This is a genomic window from Candidatus Comchoanobacter bicostacola (assembly GCF_024172705.1).
Taxonomy (GTDB): domain Bacteria; phylum Pseudomonadota; class Gammaproteobacteria; order Comchoanobacterales; family Comchoanobacteraceae; genus Comchoanobacter; species Comchoanobacter bicostacola.
Genome location: NZ_CP092900.1, coordinates 957,287 through 977,608, shown reverse-complemented (window position 1 = coordinate 977,608; position 20,322 = coordinate 957,287). Strand labels below are relative to the sequence as shown.

Here is a 20,322-nt window from a genome sequence, read left to right as displayed (position 1 = left end):
TTGTATTAATGGGCCCAGTAGGACTCGAACCTACGACCAAGGGATTATGAGTCCCCTGCTCTAACCAACTGAGCTATGGGCCCTAAAGCTTGTAACAATACTACACGCACTCAAATGGAAAGTAAACACTAATCTGCGTGTAGTAAACGCATACTATAAACATCAGAGGGCATTAACAGTTGGCTGATAATAAATAGGGGTTTTTTTATTTATTAAGAATTTTGTTTGAAGCGTAGTGCTTATAGGTGGTATTTTTAAAGGGCAACATTTTATTTGGAGACAGTGTGATGAATATAGTAACAAGTACAGCATTAGGGATTTGGAGCTCAGTTTCGGTTTATGCAGCGCAAGCTTATGCTTATGTAGCATCATTTTTTGCTGCGCTTCCTGGGTTATTCACAGGGTTTGGATCTGCTCTAGCTGCTTATGCTGGAAAAATTGTGGCAGCATTAGCGATGGCGCCATGGGCCAATATCCTTGCTGGATTATTTGTTGCTTTCACAGTTTCTTACACTATTTACCAGCTAGCCACAAATGCGGAGCCTGAAATAATAGCTCAGACAGCAGGCGGAAGTCGTAAGAATATAGCGACAGAGCCTAAAGAAAAGGTAGCAGCAAAAGAAGAGGTAGCAGCAAAAGAAGAGGCAGCAGCAACAGTGATTCAGTCAGTGTTTAGAGGGTATCTGGCTAGAAAGGAAGGTGCAGGCCTTAGACTAGAAAAGGCACTAAGCAATCTAAAGGAAGGAATACAGAATGTATTGAGAGTGAAAGCTGTCGTTGAGGCAGGGCCTGGTCTTAAAGGGCTCGAATCTTCTCTAGTTTCTGCCGAGCTTGTGTCACCAATAAACAATGACGCTACCGCTTTAACAGCTACAGAAGAGCCTATTGCAGCATCATCAAAGAAACAAACGGCTCCGAGCTGGGCACAAGTCGCGGCTAACGTCAGCCCCATAAAGCCGTAAAATGAGTAGCGTAGGTAACATAAGGTCGGGTGCTAAGTTCATGCTGGATGGGAGTCCGGCAGAGGTTCTAGATAATGAGCATGTAAAGCCAGGAAAAGGCCAGGCCTTTAACCGAATAAAGGCGAGAAACATGGTGACTGGACGTGTTGTTACTAAAACCTATCCATCAGGTGCCTCTGTAGATCTGGCAGATGTTCATGAGTCTGATATGCGTATGTTATATGCAGATCATGAGGGCTGGCACTTCATGGACGATACAACGTTTGATCAATTAACCGTTACCTCAGATCAAATGAAAGAGGCTAAGCGTTGGTTGGTTGACGGTGCTGTAGCAACAATTGTTGTTTGGCAGGGTAAGGTGCTTTCTGTAGTACCTCAAACTTTTGTTGAGCTTGATATTTCTGAATGTGCACCGAATGCTAAAGGTGATACAGTTAGCGGTGGTACTAAGGTAGCTGTTTTGGAAACAGGGCATGAGATTAAAGTTCCTTTGTTTATTGAACAAGGTGAAAAAATAAAAATTGACACCCGATCAGGTGAGTATGTCTCCAGAGCCTAGTTCCTCAACCATCCTTAGAAAAAAGTCTGAGTTCCTGCAAGCGATACGTAGCTTTATGCAAGGCAAGGATATCTTAGAGGTTATCACAAACCCAATAATGAGCCACCGAGTTCCTGACGCTGGAGTGGATGCGCTTAAGATAGAAACCGTAGCACAGGGTGTTTCTTTTTTACATACATCTCCAGAGTGGGAGATGAAACGTTTGCTCTGTCAAGGATCTGGTGATATCTACTACTTAGGTACGGTCTTTAGAGATGATTTAAATGCACGTTGGCATAAGCCAGCATTTACCATGTTAGAATGGTATCGCGTTGGCTTTGATGATCGCGCCCTTATTGAAGAATGTGTTTCATTTTTGGGCACACTGGGTTTCAAGCAACCCGTTTTTTATCATGACATCCCAGACTTATACCAAGATATTTGCGGGATGAATATTCATCAAGCGTCAATCTCTGGTCTTGAGCAGTATTGTATTCAGGAGCAGATTGTTTTTGATGGTCTCGTTAATTCAGATCAGATCAATGGCTGGCTAGATTTAATCTGGGTCAATAAAGTAGAGCCTACCTTTTCTTCTGGCATCCATGTGGTTTCTAAATTCCCGGTAGAGCAAGCAGCTTTGGCTAAGATAGCTGAGTCGCCCTATCCGCACGCACAGCGCTTTGAGATTTATATTGATGGATGTGAAGTAGCAAATGGCTATCATGAGCTGACAGAAGAAGGGTTAGAAGATCGTTTTACTGAATTGCTTAAAACCACCAAGATTAAGAAAAGTCAGGTTGTATCATTTGACGATATTAAATGTCTGCCTGACTGCTCAGGCGTATCTTTTGGTATCGATAGACTGTTCGCGCTGCGACATGATTGTTTGTCGCTAGAAGTTTAGGGTGCGCCGTGTATGGCCTATGTCTGCCCTAACATCGGATAAGTATTGTGAGCAAGATCCTGGCGTAACCTTCGTTTGGGTAGAGCGTGGGGGAGGCGTTGCTGCTCTGACTGTTATTTCTCCGCTATATAAACGCTGTGCTTCAAGAGCTTCACTAAGGGTGTGGTTAAGACTTCTTGGGCTCTCTCTGTATGCATCTATTATGCCGGTTTTTTCAGTATAAGCAAAAGTAGAGTGATTCCACATAGCGTCTAAAGTTTTAGTAAACGTGGAGCGGATAGAACATTGGTCAGCGTTTCTAAAAGTATTTATTTTGTTAAATAGATAAGCTTTGAGTGGATCTAAAACAGATGTAGCTAGAAGATGAAAGCAGGGGTTTAAGCTTGAAGCATCAAGATGCTCTGCTAAATGTTGGCAATAATTACTAGCTATTTCTCTAGTGGGTAATGTCCAATGAATGAGCCCAGGACAGGGCTCGTCTTTTAAGGTTGTTTCTTTATCTATACACTGAGTCATTTTTTTATTGGTGATCTTATTTATGCCAGTTAGAATGACTTTTCCTTTGATTATAGGATCCCGAGTTAGCTCTAGTAGTTTTTTATTGATCAGGATACAGTCGCCAGATTTAAGCTCGCTCACTTTTTTGCCGATATGCTCTTTGCTAGTTTGCCACAGGTAAAAGTCATTGGATGTGATGTTAGATTTTCGATGTATTGCAGTAAGACAGCTTCCTATGCTACCTCTAGACTCAGCAGGAACTAAATCATATGCAGACTCTACCTGGGTGCTCCATGAAGGCACCATATCTGCATATGAGCAACGTAAAAATGGCTCAATTACGCCATGTAGTTGCTTAAGCACAGGGTCTTTTGATTTAGTTAGCCCCCAGGTTATTGCTTCTGGATGGAGGTAGGCTAAAGAGGCAATAGTTGCGCGTTGTTCACTTTCATTAAATTTGTTGTCTTCAAAAAAACGTGAGACCTGTCCATACATTTGGTCAATATGCGCATATGCAGCCCGGTTTTTCCAAAGGGCTGTAGATCTGTGATAGGGTGTGAAAAACAGGTCTCTTACCCAGGATTGATGGCCTTTATCACTGATTCCAGACTGAGCTGAAACAAGGGTGTCTATGAGAGAGGTTAGCTTATCGATCTTGCGTGACTGGGTTGTATGCTGTAACGGAGCGGTTGTTTTGAAGAAGTAATCGACTGCAGCCGCACGCAGGACTCCCAGGTGCTTTCTTGCTCTAGGTAGGCGTAAGCTGGCACGTTCACCAGAAATAATACACTCTGACCCTACAAATAAAAGCTGTGCATTATTGATCCCGTTGCCTGAAATTGTATGTTCAGTTGCTCGAATATAATCTGTGATGCGGGCCCTCAGTTTAGGATCTCTGATAAAACTAGGATCTAATTGTATGATGTTATCTTTTCCTTCTTCAATTAAAGTGCTTTGCGGTGTTTGTATGAATGGGAATTCAGGGAACTGTGCAATTGCACTAATACAGTTCAAGGTTTGGGCCCATTGGTAGGGGTTAATCGCTAGTGCTTTGCTATGTGTTAAACGCTTATTATGCCACTTCTTCTGAGACTCAAAAAGCTCAAATAGTGTGCTACTAATATCTACATTCAGTTTTTCAGTATCGATGCGGCACGTTTCTTCGTCGAGGACATAAGTATCTAATTCAAGCTCTTTTAAATGAATGGGGTTTCCTATTTTGAGGTTGTCTTTAATAACAGCGCTTACATACTCTACGACAGGTTGTATATCAATGTGGCTAGTTAAAGCCTCTTCAGGGGTGCTGTTAAGTAGTGAAAAGGTGCCTGAGCACTCTATAACTTCTAGAAGATTTTCTTGAATGAGTTCGCGTAATTGTATCTGTGTTTTAGGGGCGTCTAAAGATTTTTTTCTCAGTAGGCTTTCAACTTTTTTAAACACACCAGAAGGCAGGAGATCTTTTATGGAGGAGATGTCATGTTTTTGGATGCGATCAGTACATTCCTTGTGTATAACGGCAATCAATGATGCGTTTAAAGCGTCATACATTATCTCTTTTATAATAAGTTCATGACCTTGGTGGCCGGCAAGTGTCTGAATGCCTTCTGAAATTAGGTTTTTATGTCGTTTAGCTGCAGCAATGAAACTTGATTGCTTGGCAGTAACCATATGGGTGAATAAGGCACATATCTCCATTGCATCCAGTTTACCTAGGTGTGCCAATACAAAGCTGGCATGTTGTCTGCCGGGAAGTCTAGACAAACCCGAGTGGGTCATTTTAGTATGTGCTATTTTTAACCCATTGAGCTTTTCTTGTTGAGCAAGGGGGAGTAATTCTAATGCAGCGCTTTCAATGCTGACGCCTTGTGCTATAAAGTCAAAATATAACACCAATGCTGGAGGACTGCAGACGCTGGGGTCTGTTTCAAATGCTTTTAAATATGCAGCTAGACCTGTGGTTAGTTCGCTCTTCATGGCTAGTCGAAGCTTTTTTTCTTCACCTGTTGGCACTGAAGCATAAATATTCTTATCTCTAGAGCTATGTTTTTCTGCTTTTTCGTAATGCGCAAAAGGGTCTGAGGCAGCACTGGTTTGTGATAAAAATTCTAACCAGGGTGTATTGCTGTCTAATAATGCTAGGGGGTGCCCAGTTATTTCAGCAGCAATTGCTTTGAGTGATGAGGCCGTTTTTTCTATCCATTCTTGCTGAGTATTCCTATGTCCCGGTGATAGAAGTCCATCAGCAAAGTTTGAGTAGGGCATGTTAGTCATTCCATTGATATGCTCAATGATTAAACTAACACAAATGAATTTAGAGTTGCAATAAATAGAGGTTATTTTAACGTGTTAGAAGGTTTTTTAAAAAAAATTAAAAAAAATCTGACAAGTTAATATTGCATAGCATAAAGCTGCTTAGTTAAATGGAGGAAACTAAAGTGAGTGAAGTTAAAGTAGATATCCCGTATCAGAAAATACATAGTCGATTTACAGTTTTGTTAAGACCGTTATTGGCATTACCAATTGTAATGATTATGTTTTTAATGATATTCCCAAACCCTGGTATAAGCACAAAACGTTTGTTTGATACTGGTGCGCAGACTATGTCATATGTAAGTGATATGGATGCAAAGCAAGAAGTTCGATCTAGTTCTAGAGGTGGACGTATGCGAACACCTGTTCTAGCTGAGGCAGAATACCATGATTGGTTCTCATTGGTTGTGAGCATGAAGGCCTCATTTAATCAGGCTTTTGCTGAGGCTGGTTATGATAGAAGCATTGGAGTATTAGGACATGAAATGAGTCTATCAGATGTAGCATTTGGCTTACTGAGTTATTTCTTGCTAGTCCCATTTGTGGCCTTTAGCCTATGGTTCTTTTATGTGGTAAATATAGCTGTTGCTATGACCTTGTTATTCCGTAAAAAGTATCCAGATTGGTGGTTTGCTTGGAATCAGTCATTACAGTCATTTGTCTTAAGAGTGTATTGCTATACGCTATTTCTGACGGATAGGGCGCCAGCATTGGAATCAAAAGACAGTGAAATATCTCTGGCTTTGCCAGATCCTAAGATGGAGCGTTTAAACCGATTTATGCCACTGGTTAAATGGATTTTGGTATTGCCATATCTGTTTGTATACTTAGTCACATTAATGGTTGCGTTCTTGTTGGTTCCAGTTACCTTTGTATCAATCTTATTGACAGGTAAGCTACCAGTGTTTATTTATCGCTATCAAACTGCAGTGATTCGCTTTTACTTGCGTATTGCATCTTATGCAGTGTTGTTGGTAACCGATAAGTACCCAAGAATGATCTTTAAAGATTAATTTTAACCACGACAAGGAAGGGGCGCATTATGCGCCTCTTTTTTATTGTGGGCTTGTTATATCCACAGGGTGTGGTAGTTTAAATGTTAGCAATTTGAGACATTTAAATGAGTGGTACAAAAAAGTTAGTGACATATGCATTGCCTTACGCGAATGGCCCATTACACCTTGGGCATATGCTAGGGATGGTTCAGTCTGATATCTACGTGCGTTTTTTGCGCCAAAATAAGCAATCAGTAGTTTTCGTATGTGGGGATGACGCACATGGAACGCCTATTATGCTTAATGCGATGAAACAAAAGATTGCCCCTGAGCAGCTTATTGCTGATATTTACAAAGACCATAAGCTAGATATTGATGCATTTAATATTAATTTTGATTGTTATACATCAACGCATGATGACCTAAACGCTGAAATTGTGAGTTATGCATATAATAAGTTGGTTCAAGAAAATGTGATTGTTACACAGTCAGTTTCTCAAGCATATGATGAACAAGAGCAAATGTTTTTGCCTGACCGGTATGTGGTGGGAACCTGCCCATTTTGTGGCGCCTTAGATCAGCATGGTGATCATTGTGAGGTGTGTGGAAAAACGTATTCAATTGATGCGCTAAAAGATCCTAAGTCTATTTTATCGAACAAAAAGCCAGTTTGGCGAGATACAAATCATGCTTTTTATGCATTATCAACCCAACAAAGTTTTGTTGAGTCTTGGGTAGAAACGGCTCACCTCCAGTCATCAATTCGTAATAAATTAGGTGAGTGGTTTGAGCCGGGTCTACAAAACTGGGATATTACTCGTGATGCGCCTTATTTTGGAATTGAAATCCCTGGGCGTGACGCACAATACTTTTATGTATGGATGGATGCACCTTTTGGCTATGTGACAGCCTTGGCACAGCATTTAGGTCTATCAGAGCCCAGCAAAACCTTTGAAGCCTGGAATGATCATGAGGTAACGCATTTTATCGGTAAAGACATTATATGCTTTCATGGCGTTTTTTGGCCATCAGTGCTTAATTCAGTTGGCTTAAATCCTCCTAAAAGAATCCAGGTGCATGGTTTTTTAACATTAACTTCGGCAAAGATGTCAAAGTCTAAAGGACACTATGTTGCTCCTAAACAATATATGGCGCATTTGCCTGCAGATATGTTGAGGTATTACCTAGCCGCGCGTCTGTCTAATACCGTTGCTGATATTGATATTGATTGGAATGACTTTATGGTAAAGGTAAACTCAGACTTAGTCGGTAAGCTTGCAAACATGTGTAGCCGCTCACAAGGTTTTATACATAAGTTTAACCAAGGACGCCTTTCAGACACGATTGATCAAGAGCTTATAAATACTGTAATGCAAATACAAGAGCAGGTTGAGCTTGAGTATCAGCAAGTAAATATTGCTTCAGTGACAAAACATGCGATGCATGCCTGTGATTTAGTGAATCAGTATATTGACTCGCATAAACCCTGGCAGCTTGCAAAACAAGGCGAAGAGGAAAAGGCTGTATATGTAGCATCAACAGCCTTGAACGCGTTTAGATATATCACAAGTGTTTTAGCGCCTATTATGCCAGAGTTTGCTACAGTAGTGAGCGATGGGTTTGGGGATGATGCCGTTGGACTGACTCAGCCGATATATGGGCAGCCGGTTAAACATTTCTCACATTTGTTTAAGCGTGTTGATCAAGAGCAATTAGATTTAGTTTCTAAATAATGGCGCGATTAAATCAAGATAAAAGAAATAAAATTTGCGCACGGCTAGCTGAGCGCTATCACGATGTTGTCATAGAGCTAGACTATGAAACTCATTACCAGCTATTGGTTGCAGTTGTGTTATCTGCTCAGGCTACTGATAAAGGGGTAAACAAAGCAACAAAGTCTTTGTTTACCGAGGTTAGGGAGGCACAAGATATGGTAGAGCTTCCCTTTGAATCGTTGGTATCAATGATTCGTTCAATTGGGCTGTATCACACTAAGGCTAAAAATGTTATGGCGTTGTCTCAAATTCTTGTATCTGAACATGCCGGCCAAGTCCCGAATACGATGGAGGCGCTTATTAAGCTACCAGGTGTAGGTCGTAAAACGGCTAATGTTGTGCTGAATGTCTTATTCGGTTTGCCAACAATTGCAGTAGATACACACGTATTTCGTGTTTCAAACCGACTGGGTCTATCTAATGGGAAAACTCCAGACCAAGTGGAGGCTGATTTAGTTAGAAAAACAGATTCAGAGTATAAGCAAGATTTACATTTGTGGCTTATACATCATGGTCGTTATGCGTGTAAAGCACAAAGACCCTTGTGCCAGACATGTAGTCTTATTGATTTATGTACATATAAATATAAAAACTTATAACATCATTGGCTATTAATTCATAGCTTTCTGTAGTTGAGATGTATAATAACTAGATTGTGACGCACACTTTGTGTGCTGAATGATTAACCGCTGATAAGTATTCCCTGCCAATTTTCAGGAATTAGTTGTTTGCTATTGCTACTGACTTCTATTTGAGAGATAGTGTACTCATGTAAACGAGTAATAATAGGAGCCATAATATGCCCAGCATTCAACTGATCAAAAATTATTTAAAGCCGTTATTAGAGCTAATTGACCAACTGGATAAAGAAACCTCTTTTGCATTCCTAGGTGTTTGTTTTTTGTTTTCTTTAGCGCTCTCAGGTCTGTTGGGCCTCTTGTATATGGTTATGGGTGTTGTCGGAGGGTTTGTTTTCTGCCGCCGTTGCTTGTGAGCTTTGAACGTCTGGAGCGGTTGTTTCTACATTATTTTTGGTCTTAGGTACAACAGTAATTTTTACGGGATTGGCGCTAATGGGAATCATTTTGCTAGGGAAGAAAATAACATGAGGGGAAGCGCTTTCTATCAGCATGTAATGTTGTGAAACCCCAGACTTTTGGTCATCAATTGCAAATCTAATCGATGCAGAAGATATGTTTTCTCCACAGGTGATGCTGTACTCAGCATATGCACTTTGAGCATTGTTAGAAAACCAGCCGGTATTAAATACAATGCTATTATTGGAATCTTCACTGTCTTCAGGTATTACATTGGGTATGTTTAGCTTTGCAGATTGCTCATTTAAAGCCACAAGTGTGAGTGTGCATTGTGTTTCATTGGCAATGGTTATCGGCGTTATTTGCTTTGCATGCGTAGCTTGAAACGTCATGCTTGTTAACAGTATACTGATACTAACAGCTGTGGTTCTATCCATTTTTTAGCCTTTAATTTCCTTATCGTTCAGTTATGCTAGTGGTTTTTTAAATTAAATTCAAGTTGCAAGATAGATTCCTTTATTTTAGTCTTAGAAAAAGGGAGTTTTGCGTGTTACAAATGGTATTTTATGTGCCTGATTCACATACGGATGCTGTAAAAGAGGCGTTGTTTGCAGCAGGAGGCGGTGTGGTCGGTTCATACCAAAAATGCTGCTGGCAGGTTTTGGGTACGGGACAGTTTGTTCCGGATGTAGAGGCTCATCCTAGTGAAGGTTCTCCTGGGGTTTTGTCTCGGGTTGCAGAGAACCGAGTTGAATTGCTGATACAGGCTCAGCACAAAGATGCATGTGTGGCAGCGCTTAAGTTAGCTCATCCGTATGAGTGTCCTGTTTTTTATTTTTTGCAGGTAGAGGTTGAATGAGTCTGAAGTCAGCAGCACATGAAGTATTTAAGATATTAACTTATTATCTTTATACATTACTATTGCCGATGTTTGTAGCGCTCTTGTTTCAAGAGTATCAAGTTGCGATGGTGTTTTCCTTGGTATTTGTGCTAGGGATGGTTGTCTGCCGAGGTTTTTCTTGGTTGTTTAGTGGTTATACATGTAGCAAGCAGGCTGCATTTTTAGTTTTATTGGGTAGTTGGATAGGGGTTGTATTGTTATCATTAATCCCGTGGTATGCTATATTCCCGATTGCCATAGACGTTGCTATTTTTGAGAGTGTTTCTGCATTGACAACAACAGGAGTGGATTTGATCGGCCTGGATCAAAGCTGGCCAGCTTCTATGTTGTTCTTCCGTCAGCAGTTGACCTGGGTAGGTGGCGTGGGGGTTGTTGTTTTAGCGGTTAGTTTATTATCGTTGTACGACCAGTCTATTTATAGTCATTATTTGACTGATTATGGGTTAGATTTAAGACAGTTGGGTTTTGCACAACGAGTCTCAAAATTAGCGCAAAGAATGTTGCTGGTGTATTTTATTTTGACAGCACTGTGTGTGTTGTCTTTCGTGGTAGCAGGCTTGGGTTGGTGGCATGCGCTTTTAGAATCATTTGCGATTGTATCTACAGGAGGATTCTCTCTGAAGCCAGTGATCCCTACATTGTATGAGTCATCTGGCCAGCAGTGGGTTGCTATTGTGTTTATGTTGGCAGGATCTACTGGACTGCTTTTATATGAGTTTTTAATTCGTAGAATGTGGCATCGCCTTGCACGTACGGAAGTGCAGTATCTTTTCTACATGCTCATGGTTGGGGTGGTGTATATTTCTGTTTTACAGCCTAGCCAGTCGATGGGCTCAGTTATGTTTATGGTTGTATCAAGTATGTCAACAACAGGCCTTGTGCCTGTATCAAATATCCTGCCTGACGGGGCATTTGTTTTAATGTTGATATATGGGATCATTGGCGGGTCGGTCGGATCAACAGCCGGAGGACTTAAGCTGTATCGTTTTCATGTTGTGCTACAAGGGATCTACCTTTTGCTGAATACGGCAAGAGAGCCTGATCAAGTAGCAACTGTATTTGTTGATGGTAGAGCCTATGGCGTGAAGCATATCAATCAAATTTTTTCATACGTGGGGTTGTTTTTTGCTACAGCACTCGCTGGGATCATCTTGCTTTCATTGTCAGGCGCTGGATTAGCAGAGTCGGGTTTAATGGTGCTGAGTATGATCACCAATGTGGGGGCGTTTATTCCGCAAAACTCCTTTTTTGGCTTGTCGGTGTTCCAGAATCTAGTATTAGCGCTTATCATGCTGTTAGGTAGAGTTGAGTTGGTTGCTGTATGTGTGTTATTCTTGCCACAATATTGGAAACGAATCACACGGGGTTAACATGGCTTTAAAATATCAGTATATTTTAGTAGATGGTTCGTCCTATCTTTTCAGGGCTTATCATGCACTGCCTCCACTCAATAACGCTGCAGGGTTGCCAACCGGCGCAATCTATGGGGTGGTCAGTATGATTAAGCGGTTAACGCAGGATTATGCGGGGGCTAAAATCATCGTGGTCTTTGATCCTAAAGGGGGGTCCTTTAGAAATGAGCTTTATTCGGGTTATAAAGCTGATCGAGGTGCAATGCCGGATGATTTAGCGGTACAAATACCTTATGTACATACAATTATACAGGCAATGGGGTTCCCGTTAATTGTTAAAGAGGGTTATGAAGCAGATGATGTAATAGCATCATTAGTAAAAATAGGCAAAGAATCATCTATTTTGATTTCAACCTTAGATAAAGATCTGGCCCAGTTGGTAACCGATAATGTGCATTTAGTGAATACCATGCATAATAAATATTTAGACCCTCAGGGGGTGCAAGATAAGTTTGGTGTATCACCAGGGCAAATGCGAGATCTCTTAGCATTAATGGGGGATAAATCAGATAGTGTTCCTGGAGTTCCTGGTGTGGGGCCTAAAACAGCTGCTAAGTGGCTGCAACAGTATGGTGATATAGAAGGTATTATAGCAGAGCAAGACGCTTTAAAAGGAAAGGTTGGAGAATCTTTTAGGGCTCATATTTTAGATATCGAGTTATCAAGGCAGCTGGTCTCGTTGGTTTATGATGTGCCAGTAGCCGATTCATTAGCAGATATTCCAACGAATGCCCCCGATAATATACGTTTAAAAGATTTCTTTCAGGAACTTGGGTTTAAAAAGTGGTTGTCTGAGTTAGGAAAGAAAGAGGCAATTTCTATTGATTTTACCAACATTGACTCAGAGGATAGGCTAATAGAGCAGCTTGCTCTGGCTCGTTGTTTGGAGGTGGGGTTATTTGTTGATAAAGAAAGTGCATATATTGGTATATCCTCAAAAGTTTTAAAGGTTAGTCTTAGTGATCACTTGTTGCCTGTATTCTTTAGCTGGCTAGGACCTAGGGTCTTGGTTATGTATGATGTAAAGTCCTCTTGGGGGGTGGTTTCTCAATACATGCCTGCACGCATTTTTGATGTTATGTTGGCTCAGTATGTCATCGACAGCACTTCGTCTAATAAGCTTGAAGATATGTTAAACTCAGCGGTAGGTGATTATCACTATCAACAGATGCCAGAGGCAAGCTTTGGTGCGCTTGTGGCAGGTTCGCTTGTTATGATAAGAGAGTATTTGCTGCCTAAGTTGGTAGCGGTTTCTGGCTTGAGTTATCTTGAAGAGATAGAGTTGCCATTAATGACTATTTTGGCACGTATGGAGTCTTGTGGTGTTCAAATAGATGTAGCTTTATTAGACAGCTATGCCCAAGAATTAGATGCTGCCATGAAGAAATTGGTCGCTAAGGCACACGATCTGGCGGGTGAAGATTTTAATTTAGGCTCTCCTAAGCAATTGCGAGGGATCTTGTTTGAAAAGATGGGTCTTGAGTCGCGTGAAAAAACGCCGACTGGAGATTTATCTACATCAGAGTCAGCATTGCAAGGCTTGCGTGATCAACACCTCATTGTTAATACAATTTTAGAGTACAGAGGCTTGAGTAAGCTAGCATCTACGTATGCCATACCCTTGGTTAGAGATGCAACGGACCTGGGGCGTATACATGGACGGTTTAATCAGGCGGTTACCGTTACAGGAAGGCTGTCATCTGCAGGGCCTAACTTGCAGAATATCCCAGTTAGAACAAAAGAGGGTCGAACGATTAGAAGTGCTTTCATTGCACCTGAAGGATATAAAGTGGTGTCAGCTGATTACTCTCAGGTTGAGTTAAGAATATTGGCTCACTTTTCTGAAGATGCGGCATTGTGTCAAGCTTTTGAAGCGGGTAAAGACATTCATGTGGCTACGGCTGCAGGTGTGCATAATATACCTTTAGATCAAGTAACACCAGAGCAGCGATCAAATGCTAAGGCTGTAAATTTCGGTTTGATTTATGGCATGGGGGCGCATGGTTTAAGTAAACAATTAGGGGTTGATAAAGAAAAGGCGCAGACATTAATAGATGCGTACTTTTCTGCGTATCCTGGTGTGAAACAGTACTTAGATTCTGTGCGGACACAGGTGCAAATTGATGGCTGGGTGTCAACCGTTTTAGGTAGGCGGCTACAAATGCCAAGCGCTCGCTCAGGACAGGGTATGGAAAAACAGGCTGCTTTACGAGCAGCAGTTAATGCGCCTATGCAAGGGTCAGCATCAGATTTAATCAAGCGTGCAATGCTGTTAATTGATCAGCGTTTATCTGAGTTTGATTATAAAATGACCATGCAGGTGCATGATGAATTGGTATTTGAGGTAAAAGAAGAGCAGGTGCTACAATTTTGTAAGCAGGTGAGTGCTTGCATGGAAGAGGCTATTCCCTTAAAGGTACCGTTAGTAGTAGACGTTTATGTTGGAGATAGTTGGGATGAAGCACATTGATATGGATCAGCAGTTAGCAGACTGTTTGAGGTTTTTATCAGTAGACGCCATTAATTGCGCAAATTCTGGGCATCCTGGCATGCCATTGGGTATGGCGGATGTTATGACTGTGTTGTTTAGAGAGGTGTTAAGACATGAGCCTACGGTCCCCAACTGGTCTGAGCGGGATCGTGTTGTTTTGTCGAATGGACATGGTTCAATGTTGCTGTATTCAGCGCTTTATTTATCAGGTTATCAGTGGGATATTGATGATTTAAAACGTTTTAGACAATATGGCTCACCAGCGTGTGGTCATCCTGAGTATGATATTGAGCGAGGCGTTGAGGCAACAACAGGTCCTTTGGGGCAAGGGTTGGGAATGGCCGTGGGAATGGCTGCAGCAAACTGGATGCGATTTGAAAAAGATAAGGATCGCCCTAAGGTATTTTGCTTCGTCGGGGATGGTTGCCTTATGGAGGGAATTAGTCATGAAGCCTGTTCTTTAGCGCCGCACTTGTTTTCAAGGGGGTTAATAGTCCTCTGGGATGATAATGGGATTTCAATAGACGGTTCAGTAGATCATTGCGCTGAGCGTTCTGTATGTCAGCGTTTTGAGTCTTATGGTTTTCAGGTGATTCAAGCAGTAGATGCTCATAATTTTGCAGAAATTCGGGCTGCTTTTAATCAGGCTGTAGATGCGGATAAACCCTGTTTGATTCAGTTTAAGTCTGTTATAGGGAAAGGGTGTGAATCGGTGGAGGGGTCTGCTAAGGCGCACGGCCAACCTTTGAGCCAAGAGGCGCTGGATCAGATGCGAAAAGATAGGCAGTGGCCGCATTTACCCTTCGAAATTCCAGATGAATTGCGGGCAGCTTGGGATATGCGCTTGCGCTATGCAAATGCAAAAAATAAGGTAGATATTGCTGAGACTATAGCAGGTTTTGATTATACATTGCTGGATCAATACGCTCAAGATACATTGGCAACGCGAAAAGCATCATCGCTTATCATTAATACATACTTGAAAGATCAAACAGGAATTGTTGGAGGGAGTGCTGATTTAGCAGCATCAAACTTGACGTTGATTAAACAGTCAGAGACCCTTAATCATAGCAGAGTTGGGGCAAAGAATATTGCGTATGGTGTCAGAGAGTTTGCTATGTTTGCTATAGCAAATGGTTTGTCTTTGTCGGGTTATATTCCTTATGTAGGTACCTTTTTAGTGTTTATGGATTATGGTAAAAGCGCACTTAGGACTGCGGCACTTATGAAGAAAAGAGTTATTTATGTATTGACACATGACTCTATTGCCGTTGGCGAAGATGGGCCCACCCATCAACCAGTAGAGCAGCTTACGACTTGTCGCTCGATGCCTAATGTCAGATTATGGCGACCATGTGGGCTATGGGAGACTGCAGTGGCTTGGGAAGAGGCATTAAAACGAGAGGATGGGCCAACGGTTATGGCTTTGTCTAGACAAACGCTACCACCACTTGATAATAAGCGGATTGATGAAATACGTGTAGGTGCTTATTTATTGAAAAAGGCAAAGAATCCTGTCGTGACAATTATGGCTAGTGGATCAGAAGTGTTGTTAGCGCTAGCGGCTGCAGATAAGATAGAAGATGAGCTGGAAAGCAAGGTTGATGTGCTTTCTGTTCCTTGCTGGGACTTGTTTGATTCAATTAAAAATAAACAGAATTTGATTAGGGTTGCAAGTGCAAGAGTGCTGGTGTTAGAGGCGGGATGTTCCATGGCTTGGAGGGGGTATGTGACAGATGTTTCACAAATTGTGGGTGTCAACGATTTTGGTCAGTCAGCACCAGGGCCGGTTGTACAAGAGAATATGGGGTTTCATATTGACCAGGTATGTGAGAAACTAAAGCAGTTGATTGTGGAATAGTGGTGAATGGACCTCAAGGCTTAAAGGGCCTTACAAAAAAGAGCGTGTTAATTAGATCAGACTTAATTTGGTTGGGTCTTTCAAAGATGGAGCTTAAGCGCCATGGTACGTTTAGGCATTGTATAGAAACGATTCAGGTTTTATTGTCTCAAGGGTGTTCTGTACGTGTTTTATTTGCAATAGGCAACCCATTTTTGCCAAATAGCTCGGTGTGTATGAGAACGGTCTGTCAGGCATTGGCAACGGCACTTGAATGTCCCGTTGATTATGTGCCTGTGTCTGAGTTGGCAAAAAAAGAGTTAAAGCTAGGTTCTATTCAATTAACGGATGATGCTTGTATCAGTGAGGGGGAGAAAAACGTAAGTCAGAGGTTAGTGCAGCAATGGTTGCAGAAAATTGACGCAATTGTTTTAGTTTCACTGAATAATTGGGATACACATTATGCTTCTACCAAAGGGTTAAAGAACTCAGGGGTTCCACTCTATTTAGGAAAGTCTTTACAGTCTTTTGATTACTGGATCAAAACATTGCCTGGGAAAAAAATAGGATTGCTGTTAGGTGGTAGTCAGGTAGCGAGTCAACTGGATTTAGCAAAAGGTCTGTCTTCCAATTTGGCATATGTTGGTTTGGGTCATGTTTTTTTATCAGCTTGCTTCTCTGAGCATGTATTTGATGCTTTATTTGATCAGAGTGTAGTAGATGCTTTAAATCAGCTGAGTTTGGATAAAAAAAATGTGCTTTATCCCTATGAGGTCGTTGTGTATGACGAGGCTTTATGCAGGAGTAGAATTTGCGTCATTCATGATATTGGTCCAAATGAGCAGGTAAAGGATATTTGTTTAAGAACGGTAGATCAAATTATTGATAGAATAAAAGAAGATGTTGATGTTGTCATCTGTGCAGGCGTTTTGGGTCAGTATAGTGACCCACGGTTTGCACGAGGTACAGATTTAGTGCTGCAAGCGCTTGCACAGTCAAAGTCAGAGACTGTATTAGTGGGTAAAGACATTATTAGTGCAGCGGTTCTGTTAGGGCTGAGTGATCAGTTTGATTATTTAATAGAGGGAACAGAAGTAGAGCGTGCGCTCATTTCAGGTGTGGTAAGCGAGGATAGTTGTGTTATATGAGATTGTTTTTTTGTGTATTTCAGGGTATTTTATCTTTGCTTTGGTGCGTTATAAAAAAAGTTATCCAGAAATGTTTTCGGAGCGGGCAATTACTAAGTCTATGGGCACATTGCTCTGGCTTGCAATTGCATTATTGTTCTTGGTATTAATATGTATCATGCTGTTGAGGGTTATGTAATGACAGGTTCTACTTTTTTAAATTTATTTGTAAAATCCCCATTCAAGCGTTTAGAGGCGCATATGTCTGTTGTACAAAAATGTGTTGGGACGCTAGATGCGTTATTTGTTGCTTGCCAGAATGAGGACTGGCATGAGGCAAAAAACCATTATGCGTATATCGCAAAGCAAGAGTCTATTGCAGATACGATGAAGCATAAAATCAAATTAAAAATACATCATGATTTATATCTGCCGGTCTCACGTTCAGAACTATTAACACTTTTAGATATGCAAGATCAGTTGGCCAACAAGGCCGAAGATATCGCATTGCTGATGGTAGCTAGAAAAATGAAGTTTCCTCAAGATATCCGGGTGAAGATTGAGCCACTATTGGCTGAGGCAATTAGAGTGGCACAACGCTCTCAGTGCGTATCAGGTGAATTAGCGGACTTAGTTGAAACCGGTTTCCAAGGCCTATCTATGAAATTATCAAAAGAGCTCATCAATGATTTGTGTGTTTTAGAAGGTAGGGTGGATCAAAAGCAAATGGAGGCTAGAAAGGTGCTTTATGAGGTTGAGTCATCTTATCCAGCGCTTGATGTCGTCTTTTGGTATGATTGTATTAATCAAATTGGCAGTTTAGCAGATTGGTCTCGGCGCTTGGGGACTCAGCTAATGATTTTATCATCGAGGTAAATATATGCAGATTATTTTTTATATTGCACTGATAGGTGGCGGGATCATGGCTTGGGCTGTGGGTGCTAATGATGTTGCTAATGCGATGGGCACTTCAGTAGGATCAAAAGCTATCTCAATAAAAAAAGCGATCATTATTGCTGCACTGTTTGAGACACTGGGTGCAGTGTTGTCGAGTCAGGAGGTTACTCAGACCATACAAAGGGGGTTGGTTCCAGTTGCTTATTATGCCAATGATCCTATGACTTTGGTTTACGGTATGTCAGCAGCGCTCTATGCATCTGCATTTTGGCTTATTTTAGCATCAACTCGTGGTTGGCCTGTTTCTACCACGCATTCAATTATTGGAGCTGTTGTGGGCTTTGGTGTGGCAACTCAGGGCATGGGTTCTTTACCTTGGGATGCTGTTCGGGTTGTTGCAGTTGGCTGGGTTGTGACACCACTTGCTTCAGCATTGGTTTCGTGGAGTGTGTTTCGGTTGATGCAAATTTTTATTTTTTCACGTTCTGACCCTTTAGCATTGATGACGCGTTATGCACCTGTAGCCGTTGCATTGATATCGTTACCTATCTTTAAGTTAGTCTTTGAAGGAAGTTATAGCATTATGGGTGTGAGTTCTGACTTAGATTATGGGTTATATGTGGTTGTTGCACTGTCATCTTTGGTGAGTTGGTGGGTTGCCAGTCGACTGATTGCTGGGTATAGTTTTGATCAAAGTACTGTTAGTGCAACACTGGAGAGTATTGAGCGGGTGTTTGCGTTGTTGGTTGTGGTTTCTGCTTGTGTGATGGCATTTTCACATGGAGCGAATGATGTCGCTAATGCGATAGGTCCAATGGCTTTGATTTTTGATATACTATCTGATGGTCGTTTATCTGATGTTGCAAATACACCACCGATTATTGTTTTATACGGTGCAGTTGGTGTTTCCTTAGGTGTTTGTATGTATGGGTATCGAGTCATGGAGCGGGTAGGGTCTGGTATAACAGTGCTGTCACCGAGTCGTAGTTTTGCCGCTCAGCTCTCGACAGGGATTATTGTATTAACTGCTTCATTTCTAGGGTTTCCAGTCTCTACTACCCAAACCTTGGTGGGTGGGGTTTTAGGTGTTGGTCTGGCACGTGGATTAGCAGCCGTTGATTTAGCTATTGTTAGGGGCATATTCTTTTCCTGGATGATAACAATCCCAACGGGTGCTTTGCTTTCAATCTTTTTCTTTCACTTGTTTCAATGGGTCTTGTAATGAGGGTCTTGCTAGTCGGTGATATACATGGTTGCTATTGGACACTGCAAGCACTCCTGAAAAAAATGGGTTATGATTCTGTAAAAGATCGTTTAATTCTACTGGGTGATTTAGTGGGCAAGGGTCCCCATGATGAAAAAGTACTGGATTGGGCTTGTAGCAATAATATTGAGTGTGTGCTTGGAAATCATGACTTGTATTGGATGAAGGATTTTTTTTTAGGCAAGCATAGTGGTGTATCTGCGGGCAAATGGTATGAACATTTATCCAAACAGTCTATCTTGAAGTTAATTAATAATTGTTGGATTGTGCATGCTTCACTTGAGCCGTCATGGTCTCAAGATGAGGCGTTATTGTGGGCACAAAAGCTAGAGCAGCTTATCCAAGAAAACCCAGGGCAGTTGTTTGGTGGGTTGTCGGAGCCTCTTGAACTCAAGTGGTCAGCTGGTTTATCTGAGGGTGAGTGTCTTCAGTTAGCGTTGCATATTTTTGTTCGTGCGCGTTATTATACAAACAAAGGCATGCTTGAGTTGTCTGCTACCGGGCACCCTGAAGAGCATCCTCATTTAGTTCCGTGGTATGAGACGCTGAGAAAGGATCCCTATTTTACTTATTTTGGGCACTGGGCTCGGCTAAACGGGGCTTCAGGTGAAACTTGGAGAAACTTAGACGGTGGCGCTGTATATGGTGGGTCATTGCTGGGTTATGATATGACAAACCATAAAGGCTACAGTTGTAAGCAGGAGCAGAAAGATGGAAGGAAAAAGACAAGCAGTTAATGGTTTTTTATCTTGGCTACAGCCCGTAGAAGTATTGGGTATTGGTACAGGAACTACAGTCGATCTTTTGATTGATCAATTAGAAGAAGGTGTTGCGCAGTATATCGTTTCTAGCTCTCATCGAACAACAAAGCGCTTACAAGAAAGAGGTTTTAATGTCGTTGAGCTTAATGAGGTCGGTCGTATAGATGTTTATGTAGATGGTGCAGATCAAGTGCTGCCAAGTGGCGTTTCTATTAAAGGAGGTGGTGGCGCACATACAATGGAAAAATGCTTAGCGCATGCGTCAGACAATTTTGTAGGTATTGTTGATGCATCAAAGTGTGTTGAGTTATTGGATTTTCCAGTGGCTATTGAAGTATTGGAGGCTGCGAGGTCTTCAGCTGCTAGAGTATTGGCAGCACAGTATGGAACTCCGGTTTATCGAGAGGGTTATTTAACTGATGCTCATAATGTTATCTTAGACCTCCATGGAGCCTCACTGTTAGACCCTGAGTTAGTAGAGTCTAGGTTAAATAGCATCCCAGGTGTTATCGATAATGGGGTGTTTTCAATTAGGCGTTTTGATCATTTGTTTGTGGGGTCTAAGTCAGGTTTTGAAATGATTAACTATTAATTAACTTGAGTTTTTTAG

Annotated in this window: 18 protein-coding genes and 1 tRNA gene; 16 read left to right on the top strand and 3 right to left on the bottom strand. The window is 41.6% G+C overall.

The features are described from left to right. Window positions 1–9 precede the first annotated feature (9 nt). Window positions 10–83: transfer RNA gene (locus tag MMH89_RS04750), tRNA-Ile, on the bottom strand. 204 nt (window positions 84–287) lie between these two features. On the opposite strand from MMH89_RS04750, the gene MMH89_RS04745 reads away from it, so the two are divergent. The 3 genes from MMH89_RS04745 to MMH89_RS04735 are packed head-to-tail and all read left to right on the top strand — an operon-like array spanning window position 288 to window position 2,404. Continuing rightward, the gene (locus MMH89_RS04745; RefSeq protein WP_258568304.1) at window positions 288–962 is read left to right on the top strand and encodes an IQ calmodulin-binding motif-containing protein; all 675 of its coding nucleotides are present in this window, start codon (window positions 288–290) and stop codon (window positions 960–962) included. Between the two features lies 1 nt (window position 963). Further along, a complete protein-coding gene (efp, locus tag MMH89_RS04740) occupies window positions 964–1,521 on the top strand; it encodes an elongation factor P (protein ID WP_258568303.1) in 558 nt (185 codons plus the stop codon). Next, the gene (locus MMH89_RS04735) at window positions 1,505–2,404 is read left to right on the top strand and encodes an amino acid--tRNA ligase-related protein (RefSeq protein WP_258568794.1); all 900 of its coding nucleotides are present in this window, start codon (window positions 1,505–1,507) and stop codon (window positions 2,402–2,404) included. The genes efp and MMH89_RS04735 overlap by 17 nt, the downstream gene beginning before the upstream one ends. On the opposite strand, the gene MMH89_RS04730 is transcribed toward MMH89_RS04735, so the two are convergent. Next, window positions 2,393–5,164: a hypothetical protein gene (locus MMH89_RS04730; RefSeq protein WP_258568302.1), complete on the bottom strand. Its 2,772-nt coding sequence runs from the start codon at window positions 5,162–5,164 to the stop codon at window positions 2,393–2,395. The genes MMH89_RS04735 and MMH89_RS04730 overlap by 12 nt on opposite strands. Window positions 5,165–5,337: 173 nt before the next feature. Between MMH89_RS04730 and MMH89_RS04725 the strand changes: the two genes are divergently transcribed. The 3 genes from MMH89_RS04725 (at window position 5,338) to nth (ending at window position 8,581) form a co-directional block, all read left to right on the top strand. Next, complete coding sequence (locus MMH89_RS04725) at window positions 5,338–6,225, top strand: DUF4389 domain-containing protein (RefSeq protein ID WP_258568301.1); 888 nt, start codon at window positions 5,338–5,340, stop codon at window positions 6,223–6,225. 107 nt (window positions 6,226–6,332) lie between these two features. Next, window positions 6,333–7,940: a methionine--tRNA ligase gene (gene metG, locus MMH89_RS04720; RefSeq protein WP_258568300.1), complete on the top strand. Its 1,608-nt coding sequence runs from the start codon at window positions 6,333–6,335 to the stop codon at window positions 7,938–7,940. Beyond that, window positions 7,940–8,581, top strand: coding sequence for an endonuclease III (nth, locus tag MMH89_RS04715; protein WP_258568299.1), 642 nt, complete (start codon window positions 7,940–7,942; stop codon window positions 8,579–8,581). Before metG ends, nth begins: the two co-directional genes overlap by 1 nt. A gap of 320 nt (window positions 8,582–8,901) precedes the next feature. Here nth and MMH89_RS04710 read toward each other — a convergent pair whose 3' ends face one another. Further along, entirely contained in the window at window positions 8,902–9,456 is a 555-nt protein-coding gene (locus tag MMH89_RS04710) for a hypothetical protein (RefSeq protein WP_258568298.1), read from the bottom strand. Window positions 9,457–9,575: 119 nt separating this feature from the next. Here MMH89_RS04710 and MMH89_RS04705 point away from each other — a divergent pair, with 119 nt between their 5' ends. Genes MMH89_RS04705 through rpiA form a run of 10 tightly spaced genes read left to right on the top strand, consistent with a single transcriptional unit; the run spans window position 9,576 to window position 20,304 of the window. Next, the gene (locus MMH89_RS04705; protein WP_343218879.1) at window positions 9,576–9,878 is read left to right on the top strand and encodes a YqfO family protein; all 303 of its coding nucleotides are present in this window, start codon (window positions 9,576–9,578) and stop codon (window positions 9,876–9,878) included. Next, window positions 9,875–11,290, top strand: a complete 1,416-nt coding sequence (locus MMH89_RS04700) for a potassium transporter TrkG (protein ID WP_258568296.1) — start codon at window positions 9,875–9,877, stop codon at window positions 11,288–11,290. Before MMH89_RS04705 ends, MMH89_RS04700 begins: the two co-directional genes overlap by 4 nt. A 1-nt stretch (window position 11,291) precedes the next feature. Then, complete coding sequence (polA, locus tag MMH89_RS04695) at window positions 11,292–13,802, top strand: DNA polymerase I (protein ID WP_258568295.1); 2,511 nt, start codon at window positions 11,292–11,294, stop codon at window positions 13,800–13,802. Beyond that, on the top strand, window positions 13,789–15,684 hold the full coding sequence (locus tag MMH89_RS04690; protein WP_258568294.1) for a transketolase family protein: 1,896 nt from the start codon (window positions 13,789–13,791) through the stop codon (window positions 15,682–15,684). Before polA ends, MMH89_RS04690 begins: the two co-directional genes overlap by 14 nt. A 2-nt stretch (window positions 15,685–15,686) precedes the next feature. Beyond that, on the top strand, window positions 15,687–16,811 hold the full coding sequence (gene pgk / locus MMH89_RS04685) for a phosphoglycerate kinase (protein WP_258568293.1): 1,125 nt from the start codon (window positions 15,687–15,689) through the stop codon (window positions 16,809–16,811). Beyond that, a complete protein-coding gene (locus MMH89_RS04680) occupies window positions 16,801–16,989 on the top strand; it encodes a hypothetical protein (protein ID WP_258568292.1) in 189 nt (62 codons plus the stop codon). Before pgk ends, MMH89_RS04680 begins: the two co-directional genes overlap by 11 nt. Continuing rightward, window positions 16,989–17,666 (top strand): TIGR00153 family protein, encoded by a 678-nt coding sequence (locus MMH89_RS04675; protein ID WP_258568291.1) that lies wholly within the window; start codon window positions 16,989–16,991, stop codon window positions 17,664–17,666. The genes MMH89_RS04680 and MMH89_RS04675 overlap by 1 nt, the downstream gene beginning before the upstream one ends. 4 nt (window positions 17,667–17,670) lie before the next feature. Then, window positions 17,671–18,909 carry an inorganic phosphate transporter gene (locus MMH89_RS04670; protein ID WP_258568290.1) on the top strand — a complete coding sequence of 413 codons (1,239 nt, stop codon included), beginning with the start codon at window positions 17,671–17,673 and terminating at the stop codon, window positions 18,907–18,909. Beyond that, window positions 18,897–19,688: a metallophosphoesterase gene (locus MMH89_RS04665; protein WP_258568289.1), complete on the top strand. Its 792-nt coding sequence runs from the start codon at window positions 18,897–18,899 to the stop codon at window positions 19,686–19,688. The genes MMH89_RS04670 and MMH89_RS04665 overlap by 13 nt, the downstream gene beginning before the upstream one ends. Continuing rightward, the gene (rpiA, locus tag MMH89_RS04660) at window positions 19,663–20,304 is read left to right on the top strand and encodes a ribose-5-phosphate isomerase RpiA (RefSeq protein WP_258568288.1); all 642 of its coding nucleotides are present in this window, start codon (window positions 19,663–19,665) and stop codon (window positions 20,302–20,304) included. The genes MMH89_RS04665 and rpiA overlap by 26 nt, the downstream gene beginning before the upstream one ends. Window positions 20,305–20,322: the final 18 nt, after the last annotated feature.